A 16992-nucleotide genomic window follows, 5' to 3' on the forward strand; every position below is an offset into this window, starting at 1 on the left:
TGAGTGACAGCGGGCTGCATGGAATGGGTCTGTAGCTCAGCTGGTTAGAGCACTGTGTTGATAACGCAGGGGTCGTTGGTTCGAGCCCAACTAGACCCACCAAGATTCCAATATCTGGTCAGAGGATCCCGGGGGATTAGCTCAGCTGGGAGAGCACCTGCTTTGCAAGCAGGGGGTCGTCGGTTCGATCCCGTCATCCTCCACCAAAAATGATAGCGCTAATGGTGCTATAATCGTTGGCTCAGCAGATGTGAAGCGCAAGCGAAGCAAAAGCAGAGTGAAAGCGAAAAAACCAAATTCAATATAAAAGCAGTCTGCATCAGACTGCTTTTATATTGATCTTTGATCAATAGGCTGTTCTTTAAAAATTCATAGAGTCGAAATCAGCGTTGCTGGTGGAAAGCACAAACCAAGGTTTGTGCACCGTGCCGCCAGCAACATTTTGATTGCGTCAAAACAGATATTTTGCGAATGCAAATTTATCTAGTAATGACGAATATTCTCTAAGCTGCGTCGAAAGATGCAGCCAAAGATATTCACATTACGGCATAACGCGTGAGGTGCAAGACCTCACCAGTCTTTGAACACCAGGCTTTGATTCTCGACGAGAGAGTCCAAAGTTATAGGGTCAAGTGACTAAGAGCATATGGTGGATGCCTTGGCGATGATAGGCGACGAAAGACGTGATAGCCTGCGATAAGCTTCGGGGAGCTGGCAAATAAGCTTTGATCCGGAGATTTCTGAATGGGGGAACCCACCTCGCAAGAGGTATCGTGCACTGAATACATAGGTGCACGAAGCGAACCTGGAGAACTGAAACATCTAAGTACCCAGAGGAAAAGACATCAACCGAGATTCCGATAGTAGTGGCGAGCGAATTCGGAAGAGCCTTGCAGTGATAGTCGATCAGTTAACAAAACGGCATGGAAAGGCCGACCATAGTGGGTGATAGTCCCGTATGTGAAAACCGATCGGTGGTACTAGGCTGCAGACAAGTAGGGCGGGGCACGAGAAACCCTGTCTGAATATGGGGGGACCATCCTCCAAGGCTAAATACTCATCATCGACCGATAGTGAACCAGTACCGTGAGGGAAAGGCGAAAAGAACCCCGGGAGGGGAGTGAAATAGATCCTGAAACCGTATGCTTACAAAAAGTCGGAGCCCTTAGGGGTGACGGCGTACCTTTTGTATAATGGGTCAGCGACTTACATTCAGTGGCAAGCTTAACCGAATAGGGGAGGCGAAGAGAAATCGAGTCCGAATAGGGCGACTAGTCGCTGGGTGTAGACCCGAAACCAAGTGATCTATCCATGGCCAGGATGAAGGTGCCGTAACAGGTACTGGAGGTCCGAACCCACTAATGTTGCAAAATTAGGGGATGAGCTGTGGATAGGGGTGAAAGGCTAAACAAACTTGGAAATAGCTGGTTCTCTCCGAAAACTATTTAGGTAGTGCCTCAAGTATTACCGTCGGGGGTAGAGCACTGTTTAGGCTAGGGGGTCATGGCGACTTACCAAACCTATGCAAACTCCGAATACCGACGAGTACAGCTTGGGAGACAGAGCACCGGGTGCTAACGTCCGGACTCAAGAGGGAAACAACCCAGACCGCCAGCTAAGGTCCCTAAAATTGGCTAAGTGGGAAACGAAGTGGGAAGGCTAAAACAGTCAGGATGTTGGCTTAGAAGCAGCCATCATTTAAAGAAAGCGTAATAGCTCACTGATCGAGTCGTCCTGCGCGGAAGATGTAACGGGGCTAAGCCAGTTACCGAAGCTGCGGATTTGCAATTTATTGCAAGTGGTAGGAGAGCGTTCTGTAAGCCTGTGAAGGTGTCTGGTAACGGATGCTGGAGGTATCAGAAGTGCGAATGCTGACATGAGTAGCGTTAAAGGGGGTGAAAAGCCCCCTCGCCGTAAGCGCAAGGTTTCCTACGCAACGTTCATCGGCGTAGGGTGAGTCGGCCCCTAAGGCGAGGCAGAGATGCGTAGCTGATGGGAAACAGGTCAATATTCCTGTACCGATCAATAGTGCGATGTGGGGACGGAGAAGGTTAGCTCAGCCAACTGTTGGATATGTTGGTTCAAGCCTGTAGTCGTGCCTGGTAGGCAAATCCGCCAGGCTTAGATGAGGGGTGATAACGAGTCTGCTTGCAGACGAAGTGAGTGATACCCTGCTTCCAGGAAAAGCCACTAAGCTTCAGCTATTGACGACCGTACCGCAAACCGACACTGGTGCGCGAGATGAGTATTCTAAGGCGCTTGAGAGAACTCAGGAGAAGGAACTCGGCAAATTGACACCGTAACTTCGGGAGAAGGTGTACCCCAAGTAAGTGAAGTTGTACAAACGGAGCTCAAAGGGGTTGCAAAAAATTGGTGGCTGCGACTGTTTAATAAAAACACAGCACTCTGCAAACACGAAAGTGGACGTATAGGGTGTGACGCCTGCCCGGTGCTGGAAGATTAAATGATGGGGTGCAAGCTCTTGATTGAAGTCCCAGTAAACGGCGGCCGTAACTATAACGGTCCTAAGGTAGCGAAATTCCTTGTCGGGTAAGTTCCGACCTGCACGAATGGCGTAACGATGGCCACACTGTCTCCTCCTGAGACTCAGCGAAGTTGAAATGTTTGTGATGATGCAATCTCCCCGCGGAAAGACGGAAAGACCCCATGAACCTTTACTGTAGCTTTGTATTGGACTTTGAACGGATCTGTGTAGGATAGGTGGGAGGCTTTGAAGTGCGGTCGCTAGATCGCATGGAGCCAACGTTGAAATACCACCCTGGTGCGTTTGAGGTTCTAACCTGGATCCATTATCTGGATCGGGGACAGTGCATGGTAGGCAGTTTGACTGGGGCGGTCTCCTCCCAAAGCGTAACGGAGGAGTTCGAAGGTACGCTAGTTACGGTCGGACATCGTGACGATAGTGCAATGGCATAAGCGTGCTTAACTGCGAGACTGACAAGTCGAGCAGATGCGAAAGCAGGACATAGTGATCCGGTGGTTCTGTATGGAAGGGCCATCGCTCAACGGATAAAAGGTACTCTGGGGATAACAGGCTGATACCGCCCAAGAGTTCATATCGACGGCGGTGTTTGGCACCTCGATGTCGGCTCATCTCATCCTGGGGCTGTAGTCGGTCCCAAGGGTATGGCTGTTCGCCATTTAAAGAGGTACGTGAGCTGGGTTTAAAACGTCGTGAGACAGTTTGGTCCCTATCTTCCGTGGGCGCTGCAGATTTGAGGAAGCCTGCTCCTAGTACGAGAGGACCGGAGTGGACACACCTCTGGTGTACCTGTTGTCACGCCAGTGGCATCGCAGGGTAGCTAAGTGTGGAAGAGATAACCGCTGAAAGCATCTAAGCGGGAAACTCGTTTCAAGATGAGATCTGCCGGGGCCTTGAGCCCCCTGAAGGGTCGTTGTAGACCACGACGTTGATAGGCTGGGTGTGGAAGCGCAGCAATGCGTTAAGCTAACCAGTACTAATTGCCCGTGCGGCTTGACCCTATAACTTTGGGTAAGCCTGGAAAAATAAAGACAGAACGCAAGTTCTAGTTATGCCGAAAAGGCGCAATCGAAAAGCTGATTGAAGACTCTATGAATTCGTTGGACTGAAGGTGAGCGAGATTAAGAAGTTAATCGAGGCGCCGTCAATCTGACAAAAAGTTTATGCCTGATGACCATAGCAAGTTGGTACCACTCCTTCCCATCCCGAACAGGACAGTGAAACGACTTAGCGCCGATGATAGTGCGGGTTCCCGTGTGAAAGTAGGTCATCGTCAGGCTCTTACGCCAAAACGCCTGGCTCACGCCAGGCGTTTTCTTCTCCCTCCTTGTGCTAAGGGGCGAGAAGAAAACGCAAAAACGTTTTAAAAGTGCTGTGAAAACAGTGCTACAATAGAAGGCTTCGCTGATCGCAGCAAGCAACGAGATTCAAGATCGGTTCTTCTGATTTTGTACTCGGTTCCTTAAAAAAATACAGCCGATAAGCGTGGGCGTTTGAGGGCAAGCAGCCAGTTCTTCGGAACAAACTCTTCGGAGTTATCAAACGCTCACAAAAACAGTAATGAGGAAGAATTTATTCTTCTTGATTCCGTCAAGTGAGTGAGCAGTCGAAAGACTTTAAATTCAAGATCGAACTATAGAGTTTGATCCTGGCTCAGATTGAACGCTGGCGGCATGCTTTACACATGCAAGTCGAACGGTAACAGGTCTTCGGATGCTGACGAGTGGCGAACGGGTGAGTAATACATCGGAACGTGCCTAGTAGTGGGGGATAACTACTCGAAAGAGTAGCTAATACCGCATGAGATCTACGGATGAAAGCAGGGGACCTTCGGGCCTTGTGCTACTAGAGCGGCTGATGGCAGATTAGGTAGTTGGTGGGGTAAAGGCTTACCAAGCCTGCGATCTGTAGCTGGTCTGAGAGGACGACCAGCCACACTGGGACTGAGACACGGCCCAGACTCCTACGGGAGGCAGCAGTGGGGAATTTTGGACAATGGGCGAAAGCCTGATCCAGCAATGCCGCGTGCAGGATGAAGGCCCTCGGGTTGTAAACTGCTTTTGTACGGAACGAAAAGCCTGGGGCTAATATCCCCGGGTCATGACGGTACCGTAAGAATAAGCACCGGCTAACTACGTGCCAGCAGCCGCGGTAATACGTAGGGTGCAAGCGTTAATCGGAATTACTGGGCGTAAAGCGTGCGCAGGCGGTTTTGTAAGACAGTGGTGAAATCCCCGGGCTCAACCTGGGAACTGCCATTGTGACTGCAAGGCTAGAGTGCGGCAGAGGGGGATGGAATTCCGCGTGTAGCAGTGAAATGCGTAGATATGCGGAGGAACACCGATGGCGAAGGCAATCCCCTGGGCCTGCACTGACGCTCATGCACGAAAGCGTGGGGAGCAAACAGGATTAGATACCCTGGTAGTCCACGCCCTAAACGATGTCAACTGGTTGTTGGGTCTTAACTGACTCAGTAACGAAGCTAACGCGTGAAGTTGACCGCCTGGGGAGTACGGCCGCAAGGTTGAAACTCAAAGGAATTGACGGGGACCCGCACAAGCGGTGGATGATGTGGTTTAATTCGATGCAACGCGAAAAACCTTACCCACCTTTGACATGGCAGGAACTTACCAGAGATGGTTTGGTGCTCGAAAGAGAACCTGCACACAGGTGCTGCATGGCTGTCGTCAGCTCGTGTCGTGAGATGTTGGGTTAAGTCCCGCAACGAGCGCAACCCTTGCCATTAGTTGCTACATTCAGTTGAGCACTCTAATGGGACTGCCGGTGACAAACCGGAGGAAGGTGGGGATGACGTCAAGTCCTCATGGCCCTTATAGGTGGGGCTACACACGTCATACAATGGCTGGTACAAAGGGTTGCCAACCCGCGAGGGGGAGCTAATCCCATAAAGCCAGTCGTAGTCCGGATCGCAGTCTGCAACTCGACTGCGTGAAGTCGGAATCGCTAGTAATCGTGGATCAGAATGTCACGGTGAATACGTTCCCGGGTCTTGTACACACCGCCCGTCACACCATGGGAGCGGGTCTCGCCAGAAGTAGGTAGCCTAACCGCAAGGAGGGCGCTTACCACGGCGGGGTTCGTGACTGGGGTGAAGTCGTAACAAGGTAGCCGTATCGGAAGGTGCGGCTGGATCACCTCCTTTCTGGAAAAATGCTGCTTCAAATTGAACGTCCACACTTATCGGTTGTTGGAACAAGCCAGGTGGCCTGCTGAGTGACGGCGGGCTGCATGGAATGGGTCTGTAGCTCAGCTGGTTAGAGCACTGTGTTGATAACGCAGGGGTCGTTGGTTCGAGCCCAACTAGACCCACCAAGATTCCAATATCTGGTCAGAGGATCCCGGGGGATTAGCTCAGCTGGGAGAGCACCTGCTTTGCAAGCAGGGGGTCGTCGGTTCGATCCCGTCATCCTCCACCAAAAATGATAGCGCTAATGGTGCTATAATCGTTGGCTCAGCAGATGTGAAGCGCAAGCGAAGCAAAAGCAGAGTGAAAGCGAAAAAACCAAATTCAATATAAAAGCAGTCTGCATCAGACTGCTTTTATATTGATCTTTGATCAATAGGCTGTTCTTTAAAAATTCATAGAGTCGAAATCAGCGTTGCTGGTGGAAAGCACAAACCAAGGTTTGTGCACCGTGCCGCCAGCAACATTTTGATTGCGTCAAAACAGATATTTTGCGAATGCAAATGTATCTAGTAATGACGAATATTCTCTAAGCTGCGTCGAAAGATGCAGCCAAAGATATTCACATTACGGCATAACGCGTGAGGTGCAAGACCTCACCAGTCTTTGAACACCAGGCTTTGATTCTCGACGAGAGAGTCCAAAGTTATAGGGTCAAGTGACTAAGAGCATATGGTGGATGCCTTGGCGATGATAGGCGACGAAAGACGTGATAGCCTGCGATAAGCTTCGGGGAGCTGGCAAATAAGCTTTGATCCGGAGATTTCTGAATGGGGGAACCCACCTCGCAAGAGGTATCGTGCACTGAATACATAGGTGCACGAAGCGAACCTGGAGAACTGAAACATCTAAGTACCCAGAGGAAAAGACATCAACCGAGATTCCGATAGTAGTGGCGAGCGAATTCGGAAGAGCCTTGCAGTGATAGTCGATCAGTTAACAAAACGGCATGGAAAGGCCGACCATAGTGGGTGATAGTCCCGTATGTGAAAACCGATCGGTGGTACTAGGCTGCAGACAAGTAGGGCGGGGCACGAGAAACCCTGTCTGAATATGGGGGGACCATCCTCCAAGGCTAAATACTCATCATCGACCGATAGTGAACCAGTACCGTGAGGGAAAGGCGAAAAGAACCCCGGGAGGGGAGTGAAATAGATCCTGAAACCGTATGCTTACAAAAAGTCGGAGCCCTTAGGGGTGACGGCGTACCTTTTGTATAATGGGTCAGCGACTTACATTCAGTGGCAAGCTTAACCGAATAGGGGAGGCGAAGAGAAATCGAGTCCGAATAGGGCGACTAGTCGCTGGGTGTAGACCCGAAACCAAGTGATCTATCCATGGCCAGGATGAAGGTGCCGTAACAGGTACTGGAGGTCCGAACCCACTAATGTTGCAAAATTAGGGGATGAGCTGTGGATAGGGGTGAAAGGCTAAACAAACTTGGAAATAGCTGGTTCTCTCCGAAAACTATTTAGGTAGTGCCTCAAGTATTACCGTCGGGGGTAGAGCACTGTTTAGGCTAGGGGGTCATGGCGACTTACCAAACCTATGCAAACTCCGAATACCGACGAGTACAGCTTGGGAGACAGAGCACCGGGTGCTAACGTCCGGACTCAAGAGGGAAACAACCCAGACCGCCAGCTAAGGTCCCTAAAATTGGCTAAGTGGGAAACGAAGTGGGAAGGCTAAAACAGTCAGGATGTTGGCTTAGAAGCAGCCATCATTTAAAGAAAGCGTAATAGCTCACTGATCGAGTCGTCCTGCGCGGAAGATGTAACGGGGCTAAGCCAGTTACCGAAGCTGCGGATTTGCAATTTATTGCAAGTGGTAGGAGAGCGTTCTGTAAGCCTGTGAAGGTGTCTGGTAACGGATGCTGGAGGTATCAGAAGTGCGAATGCTGACATGAGTAGCGTTAAAGGGGGTGAAAAGCCCCCTCGCCGTAAGCGCAAGGTTTCCTACGCAACGTTCATCGGCGTAGGGTGAGTCGGCCCCTAAGGCGAGGCAGAGATGCGTAGCTGATGGGAAACAGGTCAATATTCCTGTACCGATCAATAGTGCGATGTGGGGACGGAGAAGGTTAGCTCAGCCAACTGTTGGATATGTTGGTTCAAGCCTGTAGTCGTGCCTGGTAGGCAAATCCGCCAGGCTTAGATGAGGGGTGATAACGAGTCTGCTTGCAGACGAAGTGAGTGATACCCTGCTTCCAGGAAAAGCCACTAAGCTTCAGCTATTGACGACCGTACCGCAAACCGACACTGGTGCGCGAGATGAGTATTCTAAGGCGCTTGAGAGAACTCAGGAGAAGGAACTCGGCAAATTGACACCGTAACTTCGGGAGAAGGTGTACCCCAAGTAAGTGAAGTTGTACAAACGGAGCTCAAAGGGGTTGCAAAAAATTGGTGGCTGCGACTGTTTAATAAAAACACAGCACTCTGCAAACACGAAAGTGGACGTATAGGGTGTGACGCCTGCCCGGTGCTGGAAGATTAAATGATGGGGTGCAAGCTCTTGATTGAAGTCCCAGTAAACGGCGGCCGTAACTATAACGGTCCTAAGGTAGCGAAATTCCTTGTCGGGTAAGTTCCGACCTGCACGAATGGCGTAACGATGGCCACACTGTCTCCTCCTGAGACTCAGCGAAGTTGAAATGTTTGTGATGATGCAATCTCCCCGCGGAAAGACGGAAAGACCCCATGAACCTTTACTGTAGCTTTGTATTGGACTTTGAACGGATCTGTGTAGGATAGGTGGGAGGCTTTGAAGTGCGGTCGCTAGATCGCATGGAGCCAACGTTGAAATACCACCCTGGTGCGTTTGAGGTTCTAACCTGGATCCATTATCTGGATCGGGGACAGTGCATGGTAGGCAGTTTGACTGGGGCGGTCTCCTCCCAAAGCGTAACGGAGGAGTTCGAAGGTACGCTAGTTACGGTCGGACATCGTGACGATAGTGCAATGGCATAAGCGTGCTTAACTGCGAGACTGACAAGTCGAGCAGATGCGAAAGCAGGACATAGTGATCCGGTGGTTCTGTATGGAAGGGCCATCGCTCAACGGATAAAAGGTACTCTGGGGATAACAGGCTGATACCGCCCAAGAGTTCATATCGACGGCGGTGTTTGGCACCTCGATGTCGGCTCATCTCATCCTGGGGCTGTAGTCGGTCCCAAGGGTATGGCTGTTCGCCATTTAAAGAGGTACGTGAGCTGGGTTTAAAACGTCGTGAGACAGTTTGGTCCCTATCTTCCGTGGGCGCTGCAGATTTGAGGAAGCCTGCTCCTAGTACGAGAGGACCGGAGTGGACACACCTCTGGTGTACCTGTTGTCACGCCAGTGGCATCGCAGGGTAGCTAAGTGTGGAAGAGATAACCGCTGAAAGCATCTAAGCGGGAAACTCGTTTCAAGATGAGATCTGCCGGGGCCTTGAGCCCTCTGAAGGGTCGTTGTAGACCACGACGTTGATAGGCTGGGTGTGGAAGCGCAGCAATGCGTTAAGCTAACCAGTACTAATTGCCCGTGCGGCTTGACCCTATAACTTTGGGTAAGCCTGGAAAAATAAAGACAGAACGCAAGTTCTAGTTATGCCGAAAAGGCGCAATCGAAAAGCTGATTGAAGACTCTATGAATTCGTTGGACTGAGGGTGAGCGAGATTAAGAAGTTAATCGAGGCGCCGTCAATCTGACAAAAAGTTTATGCCTGATGACCATAGCAAGTTGGTACCACTCCTTCCCATCCCGAACAGGACAGTGAAACGACTTAGCGCCGATGATAGTGCGGGTTCCCGTGTGAAAGTAGGTCATCGTCAGGCTCTTACAGTGAAAACCCCGTAGTCGAAAGATTACGGGGTTTTTTATTGGGCGCCTCAAAATGAGGAGCGCCTGCCGTAGGCTGGCAAAGCATTGCAGCCGTAAAAATACCGGAAGCCTATAAAAAGAGAGCGCCAGGCGCTCTCTTTTTATTTCTGCATGTTGGGGGCATAGAAGCGCAGGATGCCGTTTTCATCCAGCCGCCGCGTCAGTTGCCGGCTGAACCAGAGGTAGTGCAGGTGAGCCAGAGCCTCGCCCATGGCGAAAGTCATCTGGTGAGTGTCCAGTTGGCGTTTGAAGAGGATGGGAAGGATGTCGGCAGCGCTCAGCCCCTGTTGCCGGGAGGCCTGCATGATGTCGACCAGACGTTCCTGATGATGGTCCAGCAGTTGCTGGACACGGGTATGCAATCCTGTGAATGGCTTGCCATGCGAGGGCAGAACATAGGTGTCCTGAGGGAGAGCGAAGTAGCGCTTCAGCGATGTGAGAAACAGCTGCAGCGGGTTGGCTTCGGGCTCGGAAGAGTGCACGCTGACATTGGCGGAAATACGGGGCAGCACCATGTCACCGCTGATCAGTGTCTTGAGCTCGGCGCAATAAAGCGCCATGTGCTCCGGCGCGTGACCGTAGCCGGCAATGCACTGCCATGTGCGGCCGTTGATGTCTATCTGGTCGCCATCCATGATGCGCTGATAGATGTCGGGGATAGGCGCTACCAGGGAAGAGTAGTAGCTGCCACGGCCACGCACATGGAGCAGAAATTCTTCATCTCTCTGTCCGTGCAGGCTGTAGAAGTCCGCACCAGATTCGCCGCCGAAGCCATCTCTGTCTTTCATGGCGACGCGGGCGACGTTGTAATCGGTGGCACTGACCCACAAGGGCGCATTCCATTGATGGCAGAGCCAGCCGGCCAGACCGATATGGTCGGGGTGCATATGGGTGACGATGACACGCAGAATAGGCAGGCCTTCAAGCGCAGAGGCAAAAATCTGCTCCCATTGCTCGCGAGCTTCAGTGCGATTGACGCAGCAGTCGACGACCGTCCAGCCCTCGTGTACCTGGCCATGTGGATCCGTTTGGCGATCACGCAGCAGCCAGAGGTTGATGTGATCAAGGGCAAATGGCAAGGTCATGCGGATCCACTTGACGCCGGGTGCCACTTCCAGAGTCTGGGCTGGACCGGGCAAGGTATCACCCAGTGGGTAGTGAAGAGCGGATTCTTGGCTTGAGGTCATGGGGCGGTAATTCGTTTAGCATTGACGTTAACGTAAACGTCAGTTTTGTCAAAGCATTTTAGAGATCAAGCCGCTTCTGGCAGTCGCCTGTGCGATGCAAGACCTACAACCCTAAAGAATCATGTCGACCATTTACACCATCAGCGATCTTGCCAAAGAGTTCGATCTCACGACTCGGGCCATCCGTTTTTATGAGGACATGGGCTTGCTGCAGCCGGAGCGCTCCGGCGCAGGCGGCCGCAACCGCGTGTATTCATCGAGAGACCGCGCACGTCTGCGCCTGACGCTGCGGGCCAAGCGCCTGGGGTTGTCGCTGTCGGAGGCCAAGGAAATCATCGACATGTATGACAGCCCGCGTGATACGGGCGTGCAGCTGCGCAAGTTTCTCGATGTGCTGGCGATCCACCGCAAGCAGCTCGAAGCGCAGATGGCCGATCTGCAAGTGACACTGGATGAGGTGCGAGAGCAGGAAAAAGAGGCGCGCACGCTATTGAAGAGGAGCGAGAGCAAAAATGGCGCATAATTGACGTTTACGTAAACGTCAATTTCAAAGCATTGCTGGAGCGTTGTCATGTCTGTTGCAGGTGTCACCGAGTCTCTGGATTTTGTTCATCGGGTGAGGCAGAGCTTTGCCAGGCAAGGCGCCATGGCCACGATTGGCGCGGAGCTGACCCTGGTGGAGCCAGGCGTTGTCGATATCTGTCTGGACTGGGCTCCGGGCCTGACACAGCAGCATGGTTTTTTGCACGCCGGCATGGTGTCCACCGCTCTCGACTCGGCCTGCGGCTATGCGGGCCTGACGCTGATGCCAACGGATGCCGCCGTGCTCACCATCGAATTCAAGATCAATCTGCTCGCCCCGGCCAAGGGCCAGCGCTTTCGCATGGAGGGCCGGGTCATCAAGCCCGGACGCACCATCACCGTATCCGAAGGCAAGGCATTCGCCATTGACCAGGGAAAAGAGAAACTGATCGCCACAATGGGCTGCACTCTGATGTGTGTGCAGAACCGTGAAGGCATACAACACTGACAAGACGATTCGTCAGACCCATATCTACAGGAGACAACCATGAGCCTTGCCAATCTGCCCGGACTGAACTTCCAGCTCGGTGAAGACATCGATGCGCTGCGTGATGCGGTGCGTGAGTTCGCACAGAGCGAGATTGCTCCGCGTGCGGCCGAGATCGACCGCAGCGACCAGTTCCCCATGGACGTGTGGCGCAAGTTCGGCGAGCTGGGCGTGCTCGGCATCACCGTACCCGAGCAGTACGGCGGCGCCGATATGGGCTATCTGGCGCATATGGTGGCGATGGAGGAAATCTCGCGCGCCAGTGCCTCGGTGGGCCTGTCCTATGGCGCGCACAGCAATCTGTGCGTGAACCAGATCAATCGCAACGGCAGCGAGGCGCAGAAGGCCAAATACCTGCCCAAGCTCATCACTGGGGAACACGTGGGCGCGCTGGCCATGAGCGAGCCCGGTGCCGGCTCTGACGTCATCAGCATGAAGCTCAATGCCGAGGACAAGGGTGGCTACTACCTGCTCAATGGCAGCAAGATGTGGATTACCAACGGGCCCGATGCCGACACCCTGGTGGTCTATGCCAAGACCGAGCCGGAGATGGGCGCTCGTGGCGTGACGGCCTTTCTGATCGAGAAGGGCATGAAGGGCTTCTCGATCGCGCAAAAGCTGGACAAGCTGGGCATGCGAGGCAGCCATACGGGCGAGCTGGTGTTCCAGGATGTGGAAGTGCCGGCTGAAAACATTCTTGGTGGCCTGAACATGGGCGCCAAGGTATTGATGAGCGGCCTGGACTATGAGCGCGCCGTCCTGACCGGCGGCCCGCTGGGCATCATGCAGTCCGTCATGGACAATGTCGTGCCCTATATCCACGACCGCAAGCAGTTCGGCCAGAGCATCGGCGAGTTCCAGCTGATCCAGGGCAAGGTGGCGGACATGTACACCGTGCTGCAAGCAGGCCGCTCTTTTGCCTATACGGTCGCTAAAAACCTGGATCTTCTGGGAACCGATCATGTGCGCCAGGTTCGCAAGGATTGCGCCAGCGTGATCTTGTGGTGCGCCGAGAAGGCCACCTGGATGGCCGGCGAGGGCGTGCAAATCTATGGCGGCAATGGGTATATCAACGAGTATCCGCTTGGTCGTCTGTGGCGAGATGCGAAACTCTATGAGATTGGCGCTGGCACCAGCGAAATTCGCCGCATGCTCATAGGCCGCGAGCTGTTTGCTGAAACCTGCTGAAAAAGCAGGAGCTGCGCCGTTCTTTCAACCACAAAAAGAAGGATAGCTTCATGACAACGACCTCCATCGAAGAACTGTTTGTCCACAACCGCGAATGGGCAGACCAGATGGAGCGTGATCGTCCTGGTTTCTTTACCGGACTGATGGCGCAGCAAAAACCCAAGTACATGTGGATCGGCTGCTCGGACAGCCGCGTGCCAGCCAACCAGATCACGGGTCTGGAGCCTGGCGAGGTGTTCGTGCACCGCAACGTGGCCAACGTGGTGGTGCCCAGCGATCTGAACTGCCTGTCCACCATTCAGTACTCGGTCGATCATCTGAAGATCGAGCACCTGATGGTGGTGGGCCACTATGGCTGCGGCGGCGTGTATGCGGCGCTGAACAATCTGCGCCTGGGTCTGGTGGACAACTGGACCCGCCACGTGCGCGACGTGCGCGACAAGCACATCAAGCTGCTCGAAGGCATCTCCACCCAGTTCCGCCACGATGTGCTGTGCGAGCTCAACGCCATCGAGCAGGTGGTCAACGTGGCCCAGTCCACCGTGATGCAGGATGCCTGGGCCCGCGGCCAGAAGGTGACTCTGCACGGCTGGTGCTACAGCCTGAACAACGGCCACATCACCAACCTCGAAATGACCGTGCCTGGTGTGGGCGGCCTGGAGGATGTCTACAACAAGGCTGTCGAGAAGGTCGCTGCGCGCAAGCGCGACTGATCGCTGCCGCAGCGCAGTTGCAGTGCCCTCAAGCGGACTCAAGGCCTGTGTCGCTTGTTCTGTTTGAGAGTGCTGCTCACTTATCTGGAGCGACTGGCCCGCCATGTTTCCGCAACGACTGGACGCCCCCGAGGCCTATGCCATTGCGCAGGCCCTGATGCACGGCTACAACCAGCATTACCGCATGTTCAGTGCGGAAGCTGCCCGAGCCAAGCAACGCTTCGAGACCATGGACTGGCAGGGCCAGCAGCAGGCTCAGCGCGAACGCATAGAGTTCTACGACCGGCAGGTGCGTGCCTGCATCCAGAGGCTGGAAGAGGGGTTTGCCGCCAGCCTGCAGAGCATGGCTGTCTGGCAGCAGGTCAAGCTGCATTACATCGGCCTGATGGTCGATCATCTGCAGCCGGAGCTGGCCGAGACCTTCTTCAACTCGGTCACCACCAAGATTCTGCACCGCACCCATTTCCAGAACGACTTCATCTTCGTGCGTGCGGCCGTCAGCACCGAGTATCTGGAAAACACTGCGCCGGGTGCCGTACCCATCTACCGCGCCTACTACCCCGGCAACCTCGACCGCATCGAAGGCACGCTGCAGAGCCTGTTCGAGCAGCTGCAACTGCAATGCGGCTTCGAAGACCTGCCGCGCGACGTGCATCTGCTGGCCGAGCGCATACGCGAGAGGCTGGCGGGTCTGACGCTCAGGGCCAACTTCCAGCTTCAGGTGCTGTCCAGCCTGTTCTACCGCAACAAGGGGGCCTATCTGGTCGGCAAGATCATCACCGGCTATACCGAGCTGCCGCTGGCGATTCCCATACTGCATGGAGAGCAGGGGCAGCTGATACTGCACGCGGCCCTGTTCGGCGAGGACGACCTGCATGCGCTGTTCAGCTTTGCGCGCGCCTATTTCATGGTGGACATGGAAGTGCCCAGCGCCTATGTGAGCTTTCTGCGCAGCCTCATGCCGCGCAAGCCCAAGGCGGAAATCTATAACGCCCTGGGTCTGGCCAAGCAGGGCAAGACGCTGTTCTACCGCGACTTTCTGCATCATCTGCGCCATTCCAGCGATCAGCTGCGCATTGCGCCCGGCATCAAGGGCCTGGTCATGCTGGTGTTCGACCTGCCCAGCTTCCCCTATGTGTTCAAGCTCATCAAGGACCGTATCGCCAGCAGCAAGGATGTGTCGCGTCCCCAGGTCAAGGCCAAGTACCAGCTGGTCAAGAAGCATGACCGTGGCGGCCGTATGGCCGACACCATGGAGTACAGCCTGGTGGCTTTTCCCAGGGAGCGCTTCAGCGATGAGCTGCTGGCCGAGCTGCATGCCCAGGCTCCCGAGCAGATCGAGATCAGTGACCGTGATGGCGACGGGCAGATGGAAGTCATCATCAGCCATCTCTACATAGAGCGCCGCCTGGTGCCGCTGAACCTGTTCCTGATGGAGTGTCTGGCCGAGGCAGATACCAAGCCGGAGCGCCGCGCTGCCATGGAGAGGGCGATTCTCGAGTACGGCAATGCCATCAAGGATCTGGTCGCCACCAATATCTTTCCCGGCGACATGCTGTGGAAGAATTTTGGCGTCACGCGCGGCGGCAAGGTGGTGTTCTACGACTATGACGAGATCGAATACCTGACCGATTGCAATTTCCGCGAGGTGCCGCAGCCGCGAACCGAGGAAGAGGAGATGTCGGGCGACATCTGGTACTCGGTCGGCCCCAGGGATGTCTTCCCCGAGACCTTCGGGCCTTTTCTGCTGGGCCATCCGGCCGTGCGCGACATCTTCATGCGCCATCACGCCGATCTGCTGGAGGCCGAGTTCTGGCGCGGCCATCAGAGCCGTATCCGTGACGGTCATTTTCTGGACGTGTTCCCCTACGAGCGCAGCCGCTTCCTGCATGCTGGCGACGCAGGCCTGGACACGCAGCGTTTCGAGATTCCCGTCAATAGCCTCGCCTGAAGAGGCAGATCACATCCATCCATTTTTCAAGGAGACAAACCATGCATCAGGATCCCGTTGTCATCGTCAGCGCTGCTCGCACTCCCATGGGCGCGTTCCAGGGCGATTTTTCCGATCTGGCCGCCCATGACCTGGGCGGCGCAGCCATCAAGGCGGCAGTCGAACGTGCCGGAATCCGGCCTGAGCTGGTGGAAGAAGTGCTATTTGGCAACTGCCTGATGGCCGGCCAGGGCCAGGCTCCGGCTCGTCAGGCCGGCTTCAAGGGCGGCCTGCCGCAAAGCACAGGTGCCGTGACCCTGTCCAAGATGTGCGGCGCCGGTATGGAGGCCACCATCCTGGCGCACGACCAGCTCATCGCCGGCAGCCGCGAGGTGATGATTGCCGGCGGCATGGAGAGCATGACCAATGCCCCTTATCTGCTCAAGAAGGGGCGTGGCGGCTATCGCATGGGACACGACAAGATCTTCGATCACATGATGCTCGACGGTCTCGAAGACGCCTATGAAGCGGGCCGCTCCATGGGCACCTTCGGTGAGGACTGCGCCGCCAAATACCAGTTCACGCGTGAAGCGCAGGACGCGTTTGCCATTGCCAGCGTGCAGCGCGCCCAGGCCGCGGCGCAAAGCGGCGCCTTCGATGCCGAAATCACTCCTGTCACCGTCAAGACCCGCAAGGGCGACGTGACCGTCAGCGTTGACGAAGGCCCGGCCAAGGCCAAGCTGGACAAGATCTCCAGTCTCAAGCCTGCGTTCAAGAAGGACGGCACCATCACGGCGGCGTCGAGCTCCAGCATCAACGACGGCGCTGCCGCCATGGTGCTGATGCGCGAGTCCACCGCAAGGCAGCTGGGCTGCAAGCCGCTGGCGCGCATCGTCTCGCACGCGACCTTTGCACAGGCCCCCGAGTGGTTTACCACTGCACCCGTGGGCGCCACCGAAAAGGCGCTGAAGAAGGCCGGATGGGCCGTGGAGGATGTGGACCTGTGGGAAATCAACGAAGCCTTCGCCGTGGTGCCCATGGCGCTGATGGCCGATCTCAAGGTCTCGCATGACAAGGTCAACGTGAATGGCGGCGCCTGCGCTCTCGGACACCCGATTGGCGCCAGCGGTGCGCGCATTCTGGTCACCCTGCTGCATGCGCTCAAGACACGCGGCAAGAAGAAGGGCCTGGCCACGCTGTGCATCGGCGGCGGCGAGGCCACGGCCATGGCAATTGAGCTGATCTGACGCCATTTGCTCAGAACCGTCACCGGTTTGCTCTACAGTGAACGCATGTTCAACGGATTGCACGCATTCGCGCTGAATGTGTGCAGCTCACATTGC

Annotated in this window: 7 protein-coding genes, 4 tRNA genes and 5 rRNA genes; 15 read left to right on the forward strand and 1 reads right to left on the reverse strand. The window is 54.8% G+C overall.

Annotated elements, in window-relative coordinates:
• Nucleotides 1-25: 25 nt before the first annotated feature.
• The 9 genes from NOX35_RS02765 (at nt 26) to rrf (NOX35_RS02805) (ending at nt 9516) form a co-directional block, all read left to right on the forward strand.
• Nucleotides 26-102: transfer RNA gene (locus NOX35_RS02765), tRNA-Ile, on the forward strand.
• A 28-nt stretch (nt 103-130) separates the two neighbouring features.
• Nucleotides 131-206, forward strand: a tRNA-Ala gene (locus NOX35_RS02770).
• A gap of 420 nt (nt 207-626) precedes the next feature.
• Nucleotides 627-3504, forward strand: a 23S ribosomal RNA gene (locus NOX35_RS02775).
• Between the two features lie 165 nt (nt 3505-3669).
• Nucleotides 3670-3782 (forward strand): 5S ribosomal RNA (gene rrf / locus NOX35_RS02780).
• A 351-nt stretch (nt 3783-4133) separates the two neighbouring features.
• Nucleotides 4134-5666: ribosomal RNA gene (locus tag NOX35_RS02785) — 16S ribosomal RNA — on the forward strand.
• Between the two features lie 93 nt (nt 5667-5759).
• Nucleotides 5760-5836, forward strand: a tRNA-Ile gene (locus tag NOX35_RS02790).
• A 28-nt stretch (nt 5837-5864) separates the two neighbouring features.
• Nucleotides 5865-5940 (forward strand) — tRNA-Ala (locus tag NOX35_RS02795).
• Nucleotides 5941-6360: 420 nt separating this feature from the next.
• Nucleotides 6361-9238 (forward strand): 23S ribosomal RNA (locus NOX35_RS02800).
• A 165-nt stretch (nt 9239-9403) separates the two neighbouring features.
• Nucleotides 9404-9516: ribosomal RNA gene (gene rrf / locus NOX35_RS02805) — 5S ribosomal RNA — on the forward strand.
• Together the 16S, 23S and 5S rRNA genes with 4 tRNA genes alongside form the textbook arrangement of a ribosomal RNA operon.
• Before the next feature lie 147 nt (nt 9517-9663).
• On the opposite strand, the gene NOX35_RS02810 is transcribed toward rrf (NOX35_RS02805), so the two are convergent.
• Nucleotides 9664-10749, reverse strand: coding sequence for an MBL fold metallo-hydrolase (locus NOX35_RS02810; protein WP_256495638.1), 1086 nt, complete (start codon nt 10747-10749; stop codon nt 9664-9666).
• A gap of 121 nt (nt 10750-10870) precedes the next feature.
• Here NOX35_RS02810 and NOX35_RS02815 point away from each other — a divergent pair, with 121 nt between their 5' ends.
• The 6 genes from NOX35_RS02815 to NOX35_RS02840 all read left to right on the forward strand — a co-directional run bounded on the left by NOX35_RS02815 (nt 10871) and on the right by NOX35_RS02840 (nt 16896).
• The gene (locus NOX35_RS02815) at nt 10871-11272 is read left to right on the forward strand and encodes a MerR family DNA-binding transcriptional regulator (protein ID WP_003061601.1); all 402 of its coding nucleotides are present in this window, start codon (nt 10871-10873) and stop codon (nt 11270-11272) included.
• A gap of 48 nt (nt 11273-11320) precedes the next feature.
• A complete protein-coding gene (locus tag NOX35_RS02820; protein WP_256495639.1) occupies nt 11321-11779 on the forward strand; it encodes a PaaI family thioesterase in 459 nt (152 codons plus the stop codon).
• A 39-nt stretch (nt 11780-11818) separates the two neighbouring features.
• Complete coding sequence (locus tag NOX35_RS02825; RefSeq protein ID WP_256495640.1) at nt 11819-13006, forward strand: isovaleryl-CoA dehydrogenase; 1188 nt, start codon at nt 11819-11821, stop codon at nt 13004-13006.
• A gap of 50 nt (nt 13007-13056) precedes the next feature.
• Nucleotides 13057-13719 (forward strand): carbonate dehydratase, encoded by a 663-nt coding sequence (gene can / locus NOX35_RS02830; protein WP_003059108.1) that lies wholly within the window; start codon nt 13057-13059, stop codon nt 13717-13719.
• Between the two features lie 103 nt (nt 13720-13822).
• A complete protein-coding gene (aceK, locus tag NOX35_RS02835; protein ID WP_256495641.1) occupies nt 13823-15670 on the forward strand; it encodes a bifunctional isocitrate dehydrogenase kinase/phosphatase in 1848 nt (615 codons plus the stop codon).
• 41 nt (nt 15671-15711) lie between these two features.
• Nucleotides 15712-16896, forward strand: coding sequence for an acetyl-CoA C-acyltransferase (locus tag NOX35_RS02840; protein WP_256495642.1), 1185 nt, complete (start codon nt 15712-15714; stop codon nt 16894-16896).
• The last annotated feature ends 96 nt before the right edge of the window (nt 16897-16992 follow it).

The organism is Comamonas sp. C11 (assembly GCF_024496285.1).
Taxonomy (GTDB): Bacteria; Pseudomonadota; Gammaproteobacteria; order Burkholderiales; family Burkholderiaceae_C; genus Comamonas; species Comamonas testosteroni_F.

What these genes read in the sequence shown, in the direction of transcription:
- aceK (WP_256495641.1), top strand. Translation starts at nt 13,823, where the DNA reads ATGTTTCCGCAACGACTGGACGCCCCCGAGGCCTATGCCATTGCGCAG.
- NOX35_RS02820 (WP_256495639.1), top strand. Translation starts at nt 11,321, where the DNA reads ATGTCTGTTGCAGGTGTCACCGAGTCTCTGGATTTTGTTCATCGGGTG.
- NOX35_RS02810 (WP_256495638.1), bottom strand. Translation starts at nt 10,749, where the DNA reads ATGACCTCAAGCCAAGAATCCGCTCTTCACTACCCACTGGGTGATACC.
- NOX35_RS02825 (WP_256495640.1), top strand. Translation starts at nt 11,819, where the DNA reads ATGAGCCTTGCCAATCTGCCCGGACTGAACTTCCAGCTCGGTGAAGAC.
- NOX35_RS02840 (WP_256495642.1), top strand. Translation starts at nt 15,712, where the DNA reads ATGCATCAGGATCCCGTTGTCATCGTCAGCGCTGCTCGCACTCCCATG.
- NOX35_RS02815 (WP_003061601.1), top strand. Translation starts at nt 10,871, where the DNA reads ATGTCGACCATTTACACCATCAGCGATCTTGCCAAAGAGTTCGATCTC.
- can (WP_003059108.1), top strand. Translation starts at nt 13,057, where the DNA reads ATGACAACGACCTCCATCGAAGAACTGTTTGTCCACAACCGCGAATGG.